Raw genomic sequence first — 17,780 nt, forward strand, 5'->3', positions numbered from 1 at the left:
GTATCAGATAGAAAGTGATTGATGCAAATAGCGATACATTAAGAAAGCAAATACCCGGTTTCACAAACAGCACCTTTCGATAAAAGCAGTAAACCGGAGAGGGAAAGTCCCCAAAAGTGGGGTTACGGAGGTGAAGAACCGGGATTGAACAGGTGAAGAACCGGGATTTTTCACAAAAGAAGCAAGCATTTCAGGAAAAAGAAGTAAGCATTTGGTCCGAAAGAAGTAAGCATTTCCCCAATATGCTTACTTCTTTTTCAAATATCTCCTATTGTTTTTGTCCATCAGGTCTATTGTCCTGTTTTTCTCCCCTGATTCTTGCGTTTTCCGTACCGGTTGTGAAGTGTCCGAAGCACTTAAAGGAACAACAGAAAGACACAGCTTTCCTTCAAGGAAATACTTCAGCGAAGCAATCGCACCTATCTTGTGACATTCTATCAGAAAGCGAGCGGAATCACCGTCCATAAGACAAACCCATAACTCCCTACAGAACGATTTTTCCATTCGGACCGCACTCCGCCCCGAAAAAACGCAGCCTGACGATTTCCAATTATCAACTTGTCAAAGTGATAGCACTCTTCCCATTCGCCGCGCGATGGAGTTGCACTTGCACGGCGATGCGCTCACTCATCTCCTGTACATGGGAAATGACTCCGATCTTCCGTCCCTGCATCTGCAATTGCTCGAGAGCTTCCATCACCGTGCGCAAACTGTCGGCATCGAGCGAACCGAAACCTTCGTCGATGAAAAGTGACTCCACTTTCAGGTTATTGCTCGAAAGAGACGACAAGCCGAGAGCCAACGCCAGGGAAATCAGAAAAGATTCTCCGCCGGAAAGAGAATAAACGGTACGCACCTCGTCACACATATCGCAGTCGATCACTTGCAGGGCGAGCGTTCCCGGCACCTGCTGCAACCGGTAACGTTTCGATAGATAAGACAGGTGCTTGTTGGCATGCATCAGCAACAGATTCAACGTATAGCTTTGGGCAATCACCTTGAACTTTGTCCCGTCCGCACTGCCAATCAGTTTATTGAGTTTTCCCCATCGGTTGGCTGTCTCCTGTTTTTCGGTCAGTTCCTGCTCCAGTTGCTTCAGCTTCTTCCGGTTTTGCTCCTGTTGCAAAAGACGTGCTTCGACGGTCGACAGACGCCGTTCGGTCTCCTGATTGGTGGCTTGCTGGCGGGCGATCGTCTCCGGCAAATGTTCCGGATCGGCTATCTGTTCTTTCCGGAGCATCAATTCGTCGATGGAGCTGTTCAGTTGTCTGATCTCTCCCTGCATACCGGAAATACGCGACTGGACTTCTTCTCCCTCCTTGCGCACCTGTTCCACGGAATCGTTTAATTGTTTTTCTTTTTTCCGAATAGCGGCTTCCGCATCCTCGACAGATTTGCCTTTCAACAAAGGAGCCCGTTCCTGACGGAGAGTTATCAACTGTTCACTGACCACTCGGAACTGCTCCCGAGCAGTCGTTTCCGCCGTTTTCAGTAGTTCAAATTGCTCTTTAGCAGCCAGAACTTGCTGTATCAACAGATGGCAACGGGCCACCCCTTCGCGCAAAGCCTCACAAGCCGAGCGAACCGTCCTGATCTGCCCCTCATGCTGTTGCCATTCCTTGTAGAGCTGATGGTATTGGTGCATTTTCTCCGCGAGCAGATTTAGCTTCCCTTGCACGGTATGCAATTGTTTCTCAAAATAGTCCGGATTTTGCTCCTCCTCAGACGAAGGACGTTTCTGCTCAGCCTCTTGGAGGAACGCCTGCAACTGTACGGTTATCTCTCCGGACAATTCCGACAGATGAAGCAAATCCTGTTTCAAGGCAATATTCCGGTTATTTAGTTGCTGATACTCAGCAGATGCGGTTTGATATTCCTGTTCGATGTTCTGATACAGACTATGGACTACCTGTTCCTCATTCCTATAAGGATGGTCAGTGCCCCCACATACCGGACACGGTTCATTCTCACGCAAATTCAGCCGCAAGGTCCGAACGTCTTTCCCCATCGCGATACGGACATTCTCAAAAAGGCGTTGCAGCACTTTCAGTTCAGCCTCCTTCTCTGACAACCGGGTGGTCAGAAGGGTCATCTCTTTCCGCATCTGTTCTTGTTTGTGCCCCATCTCTTCCTGTTGTGCTTTCAGACGTTCGGCCTCTGTCCCCGCTTTTCTCCATTCCAACATCTGCTGGCGGGCATTCTGCAAACGGGTTTGTTCCTGCATCCATCGGGCTTGCTCGTCAGTCACCGCTTCAATCCCAAAAGCATTCAGACGGTTCACACGCGCTTCGTTCTTTTCCTGAAGAATGGCAAGTTGGTCTTCCTGCTCTTTCAGCCTGTTCCGGATAGATTCAAGAAATAGCCCGGTCTCTTCCGTAACCGGTAGCTCGATCTCTCCCGTCAGATTCTTCAACGAAAGGCAGGAAGTATGCAGGGCTCCCTGCACAGATTGCAATTTATTGGCTTGTGCATTCGCTGCCTTTTCAGTACCTTGCAGTATCTCCTCTACCTGCTTAGATTGGCTGACCAGTGATTGAATCTGAACATCCAGTTCACGTGCCCGGCTAAGATCGGGTTGCACAGCTTCACACTGTCCCCTGAAGCGAATGAGAGAGTCGGACTGGCGTGTATATTCTTCCCGGAGCTTCTTACTTTTTTCTTCATCCAGCCGCATATCCTGCACTTTCTTATCACGCTGCTCCTGCTGCAATTTCAAAGTATGCAGCACCGATAGCTGTGCATTCAGGTCTATCAATGCTTTGCTTCCCTGTTCACGAAGGTTGGTCAGACTCTCTTTTTCGATCCGTAGAAGAGTGATTTCCTCTTCGGAAAGCAGTTCGATCAGAGTGGCATTGCTCTTCAGCTGATTCAGTTCTGCATCGGCTGTTTTGCTACGCAGATAGATTTCACTGGAAATACGGGAGTATATCTCCGTTCCGGTCAGCTTCTCGAGCAACTCGGCTTTGGCAGACTCACGGGATTTCAAGAAAGTAGCGAAGTCATTCTGGGCAAGCAGCACCGTACGGGTAAACTGTTCGTAAGTCAAACCGACCAAAGTCACCAATTGTGCCAACAACTCTTTCCTCGTTCCCTGTAGTTCCTGATTGGCAGTCAGATCGGTCACTTGTATCGTCTGCGACCGCAAAGCACCGTTAGCCCGGCTTCCTGTCCGGCGTACCGACCAACGAGAACGATAACAGTGTCCGGACGCTCCTAAAAAATCAACTTCGGCAAATCCCTCTCCCGTCCCTCTGCGAAGGATATTCTTCACATCGGCCTGATTCACCCGACTCTCACCGATATCTGACATATAAAGACTCTCAACCGAAGCGGAGAAGCGGGGTGTCTTATCATACAGCGCCAGACAGAGCGCATCCAGTATCGTAGATTTTCCGGCTCCTGTAGGTCCGGATATTGCAAAAATCCCGGCAGAGCGTAAAGGCTCGGCTTGGAAATCAATTTCAAAAGTTCCTTCAATGGAAGCCAGATTTTTTAATCGTATGGTTAGTATCTTCATGGTTATTCGGTTTGCTTTCACCACAGATTACACGGATTAACACAGATCACTACAGGATTCACACAGATCTTTTAATCTTTACTATCAACGAGATCATCTATTAATCTGTGTGAATCTGTGTAATCTGTGGTGAATTCCTGTGTAATCTGTGGTGAATTCCTATTTGATTCATTCTAAATTGATGGTCCGGCAAGCCTCCTGGAACAAATTTACCAGTTCTTCCGGCATCTCCGCCTGGTAACTATTCTCAAAGGTTGCTTTCACAATCTGTAAGGGATTCATCTCCTGCAATCCGGCGGTCAGGGTTTCTTCTTCCACGCTCCCCTCTGCCGCCTGCCGATAGAAAGAAACGATACGGGCCAGCCGGACCGGCTTGCCTTCCAGTATTTCTTCCACTTGCTGCCGCAACATCGGCTCCGGTTCGCTTAGTTTCACCTTGACTTCCAGATAGGGCATCGGTTCATCTTCCGGTAGTTCCAGCCCGCGCAATTCATCCAGCACCTCGTCCGGAGCCGCAGCTTCTGTGGCAGGGATACTTAGCAAACGCACCAACGGAGTATATTCAAGTTTCTCTATCTCAACCGCCCAACCTTCATCCAGGGTCACTTTTACCACTCCGTGGTGATAATGCTTCTCGGCAAACGACATAGGTAAGGGACTGCCGGCATAACGGATATTCTCCCTGCCCGATACGCGCTGAGCCTTGTGGATATGCCCTAAAGCCGTATAAACAATCTGTTCGGGAAAAGACTCGGGCGATACACTCTCCAGACCACCGATGATGATGCGCTCACTATGATCTTTCTCGGCAATCTCCGAACCGGTTGCCAGCAGGTGTCCGACAGCCACCAATGCCTGTCCGTCAGTCCGCTTCTTCAACGCATATTTCAACAAACGGGCATACAGTTCCTTCACCCCTTCCGCATACGGATTGCCTTCAGTCTCTACCACCGGATAGTCTCCCTGTCGCAAGAAAGGTACCGCCAGGCATAGGGCTTCTACCTCCCCCGCCGCATTCTTCAATTCTACCAGTAAATGCTCATAATCTATTTTGCCATTCTGTTTATGGACAATTCCTTTAATCTCCGTACGCATCTCCTGCAACAAAGGCAGAGGAGATTCCAGCCGGGCAGCCGAATCGTGATTGCCGGCCACAACAACCAACTGCAATCGCGGATTCTCAGTCGTCACCCTGTGAATGAAACGATAGAACATCCGCTGGGAAGCAGCAGACGGATTGGAAACATCAAAGACATCTCCGGCAACAATCAGTACATCAATCTTGTTCTTAGTGAGGACACCGGCCAACCAGTCCAGAAAATGTTCGTGTTCCTGTGTGCGGTCATACCCGAAAAAGGTTTGTCCCAAATGCCAATCGGCTGTATGTAGTATACGTATCATGCTATTGAAATTTGAAACAAAGTTAGCAATTATTCAGGACAGCAATATTATTTTGTTTATTTTTGCACAAGCTAAAACCAAAATCATTATGAAGATACTATACTATATTTATCAAATCTGCATTGCATTGCCCATTTTGTTAGTATTGACTATCCTCACGGCGGTTGTCACAATCGTTGGTTCATTGCTGGGAGGAGCCCACATCTGGGGATATTATCCGGGGAAAATATGGTCACAACTGATCTGCCTTTTTCTGTTGATCCCGGTCAAAGTGCATGGGCGCGAAAAGCTACATGAAAGAACTTCTTACATCTTTGTCCCCAATCATCAGGGCTCATTCGATATCTTTCTGATTTATGGTTTTCTGGGACGTAACTTTAAATGGATGATGAAAAAAAGCCTTCGCAAAATTCCTTTCGTCGGAAAAGCATGCGAAAGCGCAGGACATATCTTTGTAGATCGCTCGGGACCGAAAAAGGTACTTGAAACCATTCGTCAAGCCAAAGACTCCCTGAAGGACGGAGTATCATTAGTGGTCTTCCCGGAAGGAGCCCGTTCTTTCACCGGACACATGGGATATTTTAAAAAAGGAGCTTTTCAATTGGCAGATGACTTACAGCTTGCCGTAGTTCCCGTAACCATAGACGGCTCTTTCGAAATCCTGCCACGCACCGGCAAATGGATTCACCGTCATCGCATGATTCTGACCATTCATGATCCCATCCCCCCCAAAGGACAAGGAGCAGATAATATGAAAGCTACTATGGCCGAGGCTTACACAGCTGTAGAAAGTGCACTTCCCGATAAATTCAAAGGAATGGTGAAGAACGAAGATCAGGATCGATAGACGTTCTTAAATAGAAAAAACACTGGTAAAAAATGAACGATGAACAAGCTGCATTGACTATCGCACAGCTCGTTCATCGTTCATCTTTTAAGAGCACCATTGCTCAAAGCATTCACTATTTAAAAGGTATTCAACGCTTACCAACCCTCTTCTTCAACACGAATACCGGGAGGAAGAAAAAGATTCCGATGATAGACATCACCAATCCTCCGATAGTTCCTGCCGCTAATGGGAACCAGAATGCCTCCTTATCCGTACCGACCATAAAGGGAATAAAACCAAGGATGGTGGAAACCACCGTCAGGAAGATAGGAAGGATTTTTGCATTCCAGGCTTTGGTATAAGCTCTCAAAGCCGACATTCGTGGATGACGCCTCCGGATGGCATTGTATTCGTTGAGGATATAGATACTGGCGTTCACCGTAATACCACATAGCAAAACGAACGAAGCAAAGCCACCTTGGTCAAAGTTCAGCTTAAACCAATAGAACGTCAGGAATACCCCGATATACGACACGGGAATGATAAATATGATGGCCAAAGGCTGCTTCAAAGAGTTGAACAGAATACTGGTAGTAAAGAAGATAATGGCAATCACTACCAGCAAAAGCAAGTATTGCTTGTTATCCTTTTTTCCCCAACCCCAGCTCTCTCTCTCCGACTGAGCCGTATACCCCATCGGCAACTCTTTATTGAATTCTTCCAGATCCCGCTTCAGGATTTTGTTTCCCTGCTCGCCCGAACCGATATATTCGTATTGCAGGCATAGCCTGTACTGCTGGTTCTCCTTGGCAACCTGTTGGGGCATCTGCCCTTTTTCCATAGTGGCCAGTTCAGACAGCTTATACTGTTTATCGTCTGTTCCATACGGAAAATATTGCATGGCCCAGATATCATATTCCTGAGACTGCTTGGAAGAAAGCTTTATCTTTTCCGAACCATTTTCCGCCACTACCGAGCCGATCTCCATATTCTTACCATATATCGGCCGGATGGTGGAGAACAGAATATTGGCATTGATATTCTCCTGCGCCATACGTTCACGGTTCAGATTAAAATAGAACTCCTGATAATCGTCTTTCCAATAAGAGAAATACGAATTGATGATGACTTCCTTGATCCGTCGGTGGGTCAGCAACTTGGCTTTCAACTTTTCAGCCCATTCGTACAGTTCATCATAATTGTATCCGTACATCTTCACCTGAAACGAACCGGCTCCCTCACGAACATCATTACTGAACCCCTGATCCTGCAAGCCGTATACACCCCAGCTACCTCCACCCAGTTGCAGGGCCTTACTGATAATGTTGGCTTTCAGTGTATAGGGGAAACCGCTATTCTGATGCTCTTTGGTAAAATAGATATTGATATTACCCCGACGGGCATTGTATACCGAGGTCTGGAACTGCTTAATTTCTTTAAACTGGCTCAGATAGATTTCCATCTTCTTGATCAGTTCGTTCATCTGCTCCAACGTACTGCCGTTCGGAAGATTGGCATATACATACAACACGACTTCTTCGTTCCGGGTAAAATAGCTGCCGTTGTATACCTTCTGGATAAACAGGCGCAAACTACCTCCCAATGCTTTGTCGACTATCGGCTTGATCTTCTCTTTGTAAGTGGACGATCCCAAGGTTTTGTTGTACCACTCCGTGGCACGTCCTTCACCCTCCACTTTATCCGGAAGCATAAACACCGGAAGTCCGAACAATAGTATCAACAAGATGCAGACAGCCACACGCCAACGACACAATTTACGTATCATCCAGCCATAGAAGCGGGTAAAGTAAACCGTTATTCTTCGCGGAAGAGAGGCCCGGAGAAGGAAGAAGCGGGATTGGGTCCGACGACGTTTCCTCTTTTTCAACCCGATCTTTTCGATCAGGGCAGGTACGAAGAACAGAGCGACAAACAAGGATACGGCGAGGTTGATAATCACCACGGCTGCAAAGTCCTGCAAGTTCAACCGTATCTTCTCGTCAAGGAAGAAGATGATCACCAAAGCTCCCATTGTAGTCAGAGTAGCGGCCAGGATAGACATAAAGGCTTTCAGGTTACGCCGGTGCAGTATATGGTCGGTCATCACAATCGTATTGTCTATCACCAGATTGAGCGAAACCGTAATACCGGCCAGCGAATAGAGCTGCATCTCCAACCCAAAAAGATAATAGAAAATGACTGCTACCGCAATATTGATGCTCAGGCTGACTACAATCAAGAATAGGTAACGCGGATTCAGAGTGATAATCAGCACAAAGAACAGCAAGATCAGAACCGTAAGGCCGGTACGCAGATAAATCTTGTTCAATTCTTCGTGAATAAATTCCGTCGCATCATAACTGGTGTGAATTTCATATCCGGCAGGCAACACCTTTTGTATGGCCTCCATCTCTTCTTTCACTTGTTTGCTCAATTGCAATTGATTGGCAGTTTCTTCTGCTGTTATCGACAGATAAATGGAGTTAAGTCCGTTGATGCGATAATAGCTTTGGGGGGCCTCTTCCATGTGGGACACAGTTACAAGCTCGTCCAGACTGATCAATTTACCTTCGGCACTCTTCACCCGGATACGGGATGCATCAAAACCCTCATCTTTTGTTTCAGGCATCAGCGCCAACCGGATCCACTCTTTACCCCCTGTAGATGATTCGACATTATAGGTACCGAGGAACTCTTTCAGATAATAGCGGCTGACAGCCTGCTGGATATCACTCAAAGTAATTCCCAATCGTCTCAGTTGTTCGCTATCATACTCCAAGACCCACTCCATGGGAGTAGCTCCGCTCAGGTCTATCTTATAGATGCCCTGAATCTGTGCCAGTCTTGTTTTGATATGCTCATCGGCATATTGCTGAATCAAGATAGGAGTAGAAGGAGCGTTGAGTGTAAACGACATAAAAGGGCGGGAAGCATTCTCGTCCGGGCGCTTCATCCTGATATAAGGATAGCTCACTCCATCGGGAAGCTGCGGCCAGGTCTGCCGGATAATGGTAGAAGCCTCAAAACGTACCGCATCTATATCCGCATACTTATCCAATTCAATGGTGATGCTTCCCGAACCATTATCGGAGGTAGAATAGATATTCTTTATGCCCTTGATACGTGCCAACATAGCCTCCAGTTTACTGGTAGCCTCTATTTCCACCACCCTCGACGAAGTACCGGGCATACTGAACTGCACCGTAAAACCGGGCAGGGTTCTCGAAGGGTTCAGCTTTACGGGAAGCAGGGGGATTAAGGCCAGACCGATCAACGCCACGCATATAAAGGCGACAATCAGCGTAAAAGAAGAGGCTTTCGTCTGCGTTTTTATTTTAGAAGGATTATCCATCGTTTCAATGTTAGTTAGCACTATCGCACCAATTGTCCTCCCGCATAGTCAAACTTGTCAGTCAGCGAGATTCCGGTAGCAAAGTCATGTAACGTCAGTTTACGTATCTTATAATAGTTCAGCCAATAGTTTTGCAAGGCTGAAATGTAATTCTGTTGTGCCTCTTGCTGACGGTTCAGAGACAGCGTCAGACTGTTGATATCTGCTTTCCCGATGATAAACCGCTGACGAGTCTCGTTATAGGCCAGGATAGAGAGGTCTAGTGCTTCTTCGGCACTGGTGATCATATTCTGTTGAATATTGAAATCGTTCACAGTCATGATCACTTCTTCGTCCAAGCTGATTTCATCCTGGCGGGCAGAAGTTTTCACCACATTCAGGTTATTGCGGGCCATGTTATATTTACCTTTCCTTACCCCCCAGTCAACCAACGGAATACTGACACTGACTGATACCAAATCCTGCTGCATGGGTTTGTGGTACACATCTCCAAAATTATCAGCCACCTGGTTGAAACCGATACAGGCATTCACGCTCGCATTGAAACGCGACTCTTTTTTCGTCTTGTCCACATTGCGTTCGGCTTCCAGTACGTTCTGCTTTAACCCCAGTAACTGAGGATTGTTTTCATGTGCCATCTGCAATGCCTTGTCCACCGGTATCACCAATTCCTGAGGCCGGACAGGCAAGTCGATATCGATAACCGTATTCTTATCCAGGTTCAGGAACGAAACCAGTGAAAACATGGCGCGTTTCAGGGCACTAGCCTTGTTCTGCAACGTATTGCGTGCATTCACCACATCCAACTTCAGTGTCAATAAGTCGGCTTTCGAGATGGCTGCTATCTTCTGGCGTTGCACTCCGATGCTATAAAGCGTATCCGAAGAAACCATATTCTCCTTGGCCAGGTTATACTCGGCCTGCGCCATAGCCAGGTTAAAGAAATACGTAGTGGCCTGCACGGATACGGCTTCCACATTATACACAAACTCTTTCTTTACTTTTTCATATTTCAAGGGTTCAATCTTTCTCTCCCACTTGAACGAATTATATCCGACCAGGCTCTGTGAATATCCCAACCGGATAGGTACACTGGTAAACTGCGTTGTCTTGTTCCCACCAAAACTACGCATATATCCCAATTGCGATTGCAGGTAGAAAGTACCGCCGGTCAAATCGAAGTTCTGCTGGATAGCCAGATTACCCGATGCATAGAACGACTGTTGGCTACGATAAACATCCAAGTCCTTTTCCGAATCGTATCGCTTGGTGATATCCCGGTTATACTCGGCAGGAGTCATATTCAAAGTAAGGCTCGGCAGGCGATTGGCCTTGTAAGTCCGATACTCCCAGTAACCGGAAAGATACATATTCTGCGTACGGAATGCCTCCAGTGAACTGTCATTGGCCAATTGTATCGTCTTCTGCAAATCGAGTTTTATATGATCCTGAGCCTTCGCTACAGAAGCCCCAAACAGCAAGGCTGCTATTACTATATAATACCTTTTCTTCATATCTATCGTTTTTCTTTATTTCTATAAATAAACCAATACAACAAAGGGATGATGAACAAACTCACCAGGGTACCGATTGTCATAGTACCTATCATGGCTATGGACAGCGGTTTCTGAAGTTCGGAACCAAGGTCGAACGAAAACAGCAACGGTACCATTGCAAAAATAGTGGTCAACGATGTCATGATAATCGGTCGTAATCTTCTTCGTCCGGCTTCATGAATGGCCTCCAGTAATGGTACTCCCTCCTTACGCAATTCGTTGATGGCATCCAGCTTCAGGATGGAGTCATTGATCACGATACCGCAAGTCACAATCAATCCGATGGCCGACATCAGGTTCAATGTATGTCCGCACACCCAAAGCAATACCAATGCAAACGCCACGTCAATCGGTATTTCCATCAACACCAGCAAAGGCTGCATGAAACTCTCGAACTGAGCCGCCAAAATGAAATACATCAGCAAAAGGGAGATGAACAGAATGACCACCAGTTCGTCCAGCATCTTCTGATTGGAAAAGAAGCTTCCAGAAAAGGCGATGTCCCAATCTCCTGTCTCGCTAGAGGTTTCTTTAACCTGGGTCATCAACTTCTCCGCATTCTCCACTCCATAGAATTTATAAGGAATATACTCCCCATTTCTTCCGGCTGTAATACTCTTCAAATCTTCTGCGGGAGTTACTTTTATCAGCTCCCGTAAGGGAATAAAGTTCACCTCTCCCGTCTTGCTGTCCGGTTGTGTCTGAATCAAGGTTTCCTGTAAAACCTGGTTAACCGTCTTTTCGTCTCCTGCAATGCTGATAGGCAGATATTGCTGATAAGAGTGCAACATAGCTACACTGTTTTCCTTGAAAGCAGTTCTCAGCACACGATACAACTCGTTATAAGAGATTTGATACAACAATAGCTTTTCCTGATTAATACTGAGGTTCAATTGGTTTTCGAAAGCAATACCTGTAGGAGGTATTCCTGTCTTCTGACCGAATGTTTGCTCCAATCCACGCAAAGTACCGGGGCCGGGTGCCCTGTCCTTATTGCGGGCATATAATTCGGCCACAATATCAGCCTCACCGGTCACAAACAGTTTCTCAAAAACTGTTTCAGGAGGAGAGAATGAAATCACAGCCAAAGGATAACGTTCTTTCAGCTTCTGATAAATTTGTTCCTGTAACGGAGCAATCTCTTTCGAGGTTTCGGTCTTAAAATAAAGTTCCGCCTCCGATGAAGACAACTCTTGTTCCCGGTTCAAGATGTAATCCTGCAATCCGATGGACGCTGTCTGCTCCACAGATGCTCCCTGCAACTCACGGAACAATTCGTCGACCCGGCGTTGATTCTCGTCCACATGAATGTTTTCGTTCCATTCAATACGGGTAATCAATTCATTTTCGTCGATATCCGGCATTCTTTCTTTATCGATAAAGTAGAAAAAGAAGATACATAACGGAAAAGAGATGGCACAGAACAATACACTCAACGTCTTATGACTGAATACCCAGTCGACACCCTTATCGTAGAAGCGGTCCAGAGTATGTTCTTTCAAAGGATTATTAATTTTCAGCCTCAACCACTTCGGACCACCTTTGATCCCGGTACGATAGACCAACATATACAGAACAGGAAGCAACATGATACCGGTGAAATAAGAGACCATCAATCCTACCGTAACGGCAAAAGCCTGATCGTAGAAGATAGCACCCGCGATACCACTCATAAATACCAAAGGTACAAATACAGCAATCGTCGTAAACGAAGAACTCAGCATAGGAGTCACCACCTCACTTGTTCCCGCCACGCAGGCTCTCCGCAACGAATAACCCTTTTCCCTGTATTGCGATATATTTTCCGTTACGATAATCGAACTGTCGATCATCATACCCAGTGCCAGGATCAGTCCGGACAGGGAGATGATATTGAGAGACATTTTACACAGGTAGAAAAACAAGAAACTGATGACAATAGACACCACCATACTCAGCCCAATAATGAATGGAGATTTGACATCTCCCAAGAAGAGTACGGCAACGATACAAATGAAAACAAAACCGAGTGAGAGATTCTGCTGAAGATTGGATATTGTATAGTCCAGCAGTTCGGTTTGATTACGACTCACGCTAAACTCGATATCCGGATAGATCTTTTTGAAATAATCCATTGTTTCCGACAGAGCATCTTTCATATTGTCCATGTTTTCGTCGGCCTGCTTAATGATGGCAAGCGTCACGGCCCTTTTACCGTTCGACACAGATACTCCTTTTTCTTTGACCGGTACTATCGCTATCCGGCAAAATTCTTTCAACTGTATGATGCGATCTCCTTTACGGATATATATATTCTCCACATCTTCCGCAGTACGGAGCAGAGTTGAGAACTTGATGTTATATTCATAGTATCCATCCCGTACGGTCATGCTTCCCGGCTCTACATTGTTTTGCGCCAGAGCCGTCTCAATATCTTCAATGGATAATTCAAGCATAGCCAGTTTATCCATATCGGGTACAATCTGCAATTGTCTTTCCAGCAAACCGGTAACGTCTACCATTGCCACTTCCGGCAACTGTTCGATACGGCGTTTGATTACCGATTCTGAAAACTCACATAAATTCAGGAAAGCCTGCTGATCCGTCTCTTCATAAGCACTGTCTGTCTTTAAAGTCAGATTCAGATAGAATACCGGAATATCGGTAGCACTTGCCTTGATCACCTTCGGACGATCGGTATCTTTAGGCAAATAGTTCATAGCTGCGTCAATCTTTTCGTTAACCTCTATGAATGCCAGGTCCGTATTGGTACCAAAATCAAAACTAAGCCGGATAATACCCGCACCGTCACGCGTTTCACTGGTCATGTCTTTTAGGGCAGCCACCTGAATCAATTGCTGACGGACAGGCTTCACGACTGTGTTTTCCAATTCACGTGCCGAGGTATTTTTAGCTGATACCTGTACGGTAATCTCCGGGATGGAGATATCCGGCAACAGCGATACCGGTAATGTGAAGTACGTCACCAACCCCACTATGAAGCAAGCCGTAAAAGCCATCAATACGGCAATGGGACGTTGTATCAGGAATTTAATCATAATTGTTCTGTGTTAGTGATTCATCCTTATTCAATGATTGTGACCGGAGCTTCGTGTGCCAGGTTAATGTTTCCGCTTACGATGACCGTATCTCCTTCTGTCAGTCCGTCGGCCACACTATAACTGTCTGCATTTTCCAAAGCGGTATGAATATAGTTCCATTGGGCCATCTTCCCATCTTTCAGGGTAAATACAACCTGCTTGCCCGAACGAAGTACGACTGCGCTTTTCGGAATCACCAACTGCTCTCCCAACGAACGATGTACACTGACACGTACATTCATCCCGCTAAACAGCTTACCGGCCCCGTTCACCCGGGCTTTCACCTTCACCATTCCTTTATCATCTACCAAAGGGTTGATTTCCGAAATACTTCCTTCGTGTACTGTTGCGGCATCCGAATAGGGCTTGATCACTACCTTATCTCCATTCTTTATTAATGGCAACTCACTTTCAAGTACAGTAAAATCTACTTCCATCCCCTGCATATCGATCACCGTACAGAATACATCCGAAGTACTGGCCAGATTGTAGGGTTTCGAAAACAGGTTAGCAACTACTCCGTCAAAAGGTGCGGTCAAAGTAGCGTGCTCTGCATTGTATTTCGACATTTCATATTGTGATTTGCTCTGATCATAACCACTCTTCACCTTTGCCAACTTCATTGTCTCTTCGGGTACCTGACTAATATCGTCTGCCGGATAGCCCTGACTGATAAGTACATCCCTCAATTCCAATTCCGACTTTTTTAAAGCGTCTTCCGATTGCGACAACTGGTTGTCAAGTTTGAATTTGTCCAACTCCGCCAACTTCTGCCCCTTTCGTACCCGGTCTCCGTTCTTTACCCAAATATGGGCTATCACTTCACCACTTTCAAATCTCAGGTCAGCCATTCCCCGGGCAGAAATTTTTCCATTACTCACCAATTCATGATTGAATATCTGCTTTTTGAGCGTCATGACAGACACCTCGTTTTTCGTGTCGGGCAACACGGTTTCCACTCCTTTTTCAGAAGCACTCTCTTTCTTCTCACCGGAACAAGCTGTCAGCATTGTCAATGCCAGACAAAGCGTATAGAAGGGATACTGGTTTTTCATAATGTTATTAAACTTTTTCTCTATTAATTATGATTGCAAATATAGTTGGTTACTTTCTAAAACTCAAAATAAATGGTGGACTAATTCCGGATAACGCAGAAACTTAAATCCATTAATTATTAGCAATTTACGATTTTTACGTTACTTACATAGGTGGACAAAAAACTTTTCTTCCAATTAATCCGTCAAGATTCGGATAGGAAAACTGCATTTCATTCCCGAATCTTATTTGTAGTTCGTTTATTCTGTTTATCATAGCAAATTCTATTTATTTGATGTCTTATTTCCAAGACATATATATGATGTATTTCATATTATTAGCATACAGTCACAAATATAATTGCTAATCTTCAGAAACGCAAAAGAAATTGTATACTTTTTCTTGCATTTAAAACATATTAATCATTTACATTTCTGCTATTTACGATTTTTTCGTTACTTACATCTATAACTAACTTCCTTATTTCATCTCTCATTTCCCGTACGGCTGTCGACTGTACTTTGGGTTCCTTGGTCAAGACCAAGTCCGCCATTTCATGGAATTTATCGGGCTGTAAATATCCAGGCGAGGCATATAGCTTCGCCAACAAGTAATATGGATAAATCCTTCCCGGCAATAAGTGAGTGGAACGCAAAAGCCATTTTTCAGCTTGAGCATATTCTCCTTTTTCCTGAAAATTCTTACCAATAATATTTAGTATCATCGGATCGCAACTTCGGGTAGAAGCTTCTTTCAATAATAGAATCGAAGCATCCGCCTCCTTTAATTTATGCAAACAATGCCCATACTCAAACAAAAAGGCCCCTCTTCCCTTTAATTTCGGATACAAACGTTCATAGCCTTCTTTTGCACTTTGATAAGCACCTGCCTGATACAACATACGGCAGTTGGCCCAGTCCTTGCACTCTTGATGCACATCTGCCTGCCACCAATGGTATCCGGAAAATCCCAACACACAAGCAAACGCCAGTTGCCAGGCAAGAAAGCGTCCTGCAATACAAGCCATCAGTAAAATCAGGAATGCAATAACAAAAGCAGGCAATTGCATCGGATAAGAAGAAAAAGCAAATACCAACAAAGAGATCACACTGCCACAAGGCCCCCAACGTTTCAGTTCCACACCTCTCCGTAGACAAAATCCTGCAAAAGCCAGGCAACAAAGCAATACGGGTATCCCCCACTCGAGTGCTATCTGCAAATATTCATTAAAAGCATATTCCGGACTTCCTGCCACCAATTCTTCCTGAGGCGAATAACTCCCTTCGGCAAAATAAGCTTCCTGACTTGTCCCATATGCCAGTGCAAAATTTCCTTGCCCATAGCCTGTAAATGGTTTCTCTGCAATGGCCCGGCTACTGATTTTCCACATGAACAGTCGCCCGCTGGCCGAATCTTTTTTCAGGTTAAACAAACAGACTCCTCCGACCAACACAACTATACATAACACAGAGGTGACGGCCAGCACCTTTGTCTTTTTGCGCATCCACACTCTTTTCAAGCGTACCGGCCAGGATTTATGCACTCCATATACCCAAATACCTGAAATAAGAGCAGCCACCCATGCCGAACGACTCATTCCCGCAGGAAGCACACAGAGTATAAGAAACAATACTGCCACGGCCCCATAATATCCCGTCCATTCCATCCAATTCTTATTCTCCCTTTTCCGTAATCGTAACCATTGATCCAGACAAAGAGGAAATATCATAGCCAGATAACCGGAATACGGTCCGGGATTAAAAAAAGATCCGGTCAAGGAATACAGAGAATGATGGGAAGAAGTAAAACCATAAAGCTGCCTCAAGCCATAAATAGCCTCAGAAGCAGCCAAAACAATAAAACTCCAAATAACGACCTGATAAAAATCAGCCCCCATATCATACCCCTTTCTATAATAGAGAAAGGCCGACACCACCCAACCGACAGCAGCTCCCATAGCAACTTTTGCCAGATAGAGCCATTGCCCCGACAACTCACCTGCCGGAAGCATCGGATCATTTACCCATACCACAGACAGCAGTGCACATACCATTGCCAGAAGTCCTCCACGAAGTATAATATGCATATAATCTACTTTTTCTCTCATCATTTTATTCTTTTAAATACCCGGTTCCAACGAATCTTTCCCCGTAAAGGATCGTCCGACCGCCATATTGTAAATGCCCTACCTACAATATATGATTCGGGCAACATTCCCCAATAACGTGAATCCTTGGAATTTTCCATATTATCCCCCGATACGAAATAGTAATTCTCTGTGAATTTATATTCCGTTATCGCACTATCACCCAGACATACCGCCTCTCCTTTTTGCCGCAGTCTCTTCTTCTGCTCCCAGTGGATCAGTCTTCCGTAAAGCAAACAAGACAATGTATCTATTTTCACCACCTGCCCTTTGGCCGGTACCGGAAGAGGTCCGAATTCCTGAATGGTCCATCCCAGACGTCCGTCCCACGGAAAAGCATCCATCACGATCCCATGTGAATCTTCCCTTCTGACACGTGCAATCCGATGTTGCGCCTGCACATTCCCCACACTGTCTGTGATTCCTTTTATATGATAATAGCCCTTACGTATTTCCAAAGTATCACCCGGCAAGGCAATACACCGTTTCACATAATACTTCATTATATCAAATCCGATGCTGTCGCTCCCATCCTGATAAGGGAAATTAAAAACAAGCACATCGTCCCGCTGAAACGATCCGAAACCCGGTAGACGATAGATATCCACTTCTTCTCCTCGCAATGACGCAAAGATATTAAACAGACGTGCCCCACCGGTCCATTTATCCACCAGTATTTTGTCTCCCGAAAGCAATGCCGGTTCCATTGAATTGGAGGGGATTTTGAAAGAAGTCAGGCAAAACACCTGCAATACCATCCAGGCAACAAAAGCCACACAAGAATAGAAACAGATATTCACAATCCAGTTCCCGATTCGTTTCACCAGTTTTATCCAAACCTCTTTCTTCATATATATATACATT

The 17,780-nt window shown here is 45.6% G+C and carries 10 protein-coding genes; 1 reads left to right on the forward strand and 9 read right to left on the reverse strand.

Annotation, left to right across the window (positions count from 1 at the left end; all coding sequences use genetic code 11):
* Window positions 1–246 precede the first annotated feature (246 nt).
* From BF9343_RS14280 to BF9343_RS14290, 3 genes are all read right to left on the reverse strand, one after another.
* Entirely contained in the window at window positions 247–465 is a 219-nt protein-coding gene (locus BF9343_RS14280; RefSeq protein WP_032533548.1) for a hypothetical protein, read from the reverse strand.
* Between the two features lie 88 nt (window positions 466–553).
* Window positions 554–3,517, reverse strand: coding sequence for an AAA family ATPase (locus BF9343_RS14285; protein WP_010993212.1), 2,964 nt, complete (start codon window positions 3,515–3,517; stop codon window positions 554–556).
* 168 nt (window positions 3,518–3,685) lie between these two features.
* The gene (locus tag BF9343_RS14290) at window positions 3,686–4,918 is read right to left on the reverse strand and encodes an exonuclease SbcCD subunit D (protein WP_010993213.1); all 1,233 of its coding nucleotides are present in this window, start codon (window positions 4,916–4,918) and stop codon (window positions 3,686–3,688) included.
* 88 nt (window positions 4,919–5,006) lie between these two features.
* On the opposite strand from BF9343_RS14290, the gene BF9343_RS14295 reads away from it, so the two are divergent.
* Complete coding sequence (locus BF9343_RS14295; RefSeq protein ID WP_005789007.1) at window positions 5,007–5,765, forward strand: lysophospholipid acyltransferase family protein; 759 nt, start codon at window positions 5,007–5,009, stop codon at window positions 5,763–5,765.
* A gap of 130 nt (window positions 5,766–5,895) precedes the next feature.
* Here the strand turns inward: BF9343_RS14295 and BF9343_RS14300 are convergent, their stop codons facing one another.
* The 6 genes from BF9343_RS14300 to lepB form a co-directional block, all read right to left on the reverse strand.
* Entirely contained in the window at window positions 5,896–9,099 is a 3,204-nt protein-coding gene (locus tag BF9343_RS14300; RefSeq protein WP_005789008.1) for an efflux RND transporter permease subunit, read from the reverse strand.
* Window positions 9,100–9,119: 20 nt separating this feature from the next.
* Window positions 9,120–10,613, reverse strand: coding sequence for a TolC family protein (locus BF9343_RS14305; protein WP_010993215.1), 1,494 nt, complete (start codon window positions 10,611–10,613; stop codon window positions 9,120–9,122).
* 2 nt (window positions 10,614–10,615) lie between these two features.
* Window positions 10,616–13,693 carry an efflux RND transporter permease subunit gene (locus BF9343_RS14310; protein ID WP_005798729.1) on the reverse strand — a complete coding sequence of 1,026 codons (3,078 nt, stop codon included), beginning with the start codon at window positions 13,691–13,693 and terminating at the stop codon, window positions 10,616–10,618.
* 26 nt (window positions 13,694–13,719) lie between these two features.
* Window positions 13,720–14,790: an efflux RND transporter periplasmic adaptor subunit gene (locus BF9343_RS14315; RefSeq protein ID WP_005789014.1), complete on the reverse strand. Its 1,071-nt coding sequence runs from the start codon at window positions 14,788–14,790 to the stop codon at window positions 13,720–13,722.
* 398 nt (window positions 14,791–15,188) lie between these two features.
* Window positions 15,189–16,877, reverse strand: a complete 1,689-nt coding sequence (locus BF9343_RS14320; RefSeq protein WP_010993216.1) for an O-antigen ligase family protein — start codon at window positions 16,875–16,877, stop codon at window positions 15,189–15,191.
* The gene (gene lepB, locus BF9343_RS14325; protein WP_005789018.1) at window positions 16,877–17,767 is read right to left on the reverse strand and encodes a signal peptidase I; all 891 of its coding nucleotides are present in this window, start codon (window positions 17,765–17,767) and stop codon (window positions 16,877–16,879) included. Before lepB ends, BF9343_RS14320 begins: the two co-directional genes overlap by 1 nt.
* Window positions 17,768–17,780 lie beyond the last annotated feature (13 nt).

The organism is Bacteroides fragilis NCTC 9343 (assembly GCF_000025985.1).
Taxonomy (GTDB): domain Bacteria; phylum Bacteroidota; class Bacteroidia; order Bacteroidales; family Bacteroidaceae; genus Bacteroides; species Bacteroides fragilis.

Excerpts from the sequence above, each read along its gene's own strand:
- BF9343_RS14280 (WP_032533548.1), bottom strand. The coding sequence starts at position 465 with ATGGACGGTGATTCCGCTCGCTTTCTGATAGAATGTCACAAGATAGGT.
- BF9343_RS14285 (WP_010993212.1), bottom strand. The coding sequence starts at position 3,517 with ATGAAGATACTAACCATACGATTAAAAAATCTGGCTTCCATTGAAGGA.
- BF9343_RS14290 (WP_010993213.1), bottom strand. The coding sequence starts at position 4,918 with ATGATACGTATACTACATACAGCCGATTGGCATTTGGGACAAACCTTT.
- BF9343_RS14295 (WP_005789007.1), top strand. The coding sequence starts at position 5,007 with ATGAAGATACTATACTATATTTATCAAATCTGCATTGCATTGCCCATT.
- BF9343_RS14300 (WP_005789008.1), bottom strand. The coding sequence starts at position 9,099 with ATGGATAATCCTTCTAAAATAAAAACGCAGACGAAAGCCTCTTCTTTT.
- BF9343_RS14305 (WP_010993215.1), bottom strand. The coding sequence starts at position 10,613 with ATGAAGAAAAGGTATTATATAGTAATAGCAGCCTTGCTGTTTGGGGCT.
- BF9343_RS14310 (WP_005798729.1), bottom strand. The coding sequence starts at position 13,693 with ATGATTAAATTCCTGATACAACGTCCCATTGCCGTATTGATGGCTTTT.
- BF9343_RS14315 (WP_005789014.1), bottom strand. The coding sequence starts at position 14,790 with ATGAAAAACCAGTATCCCTTCTATACGCTTTGTCTGGCATTGACAATG.
- BF9343_RS14320 (WP_010993216.1), bottom strand. The coding sequence starts at position 16,877 with ATGAGAGAAAAAGTAGATTATATGCATATTATACTTCGTGGAGGACTT.
- lepB (WP_005789018.1), bottom strand. The coding sequence starts at position 17,767 with ATGAAGAAAGAGGTTTGGATAAAACTGGTGAAACGAATCGGGAACTGG.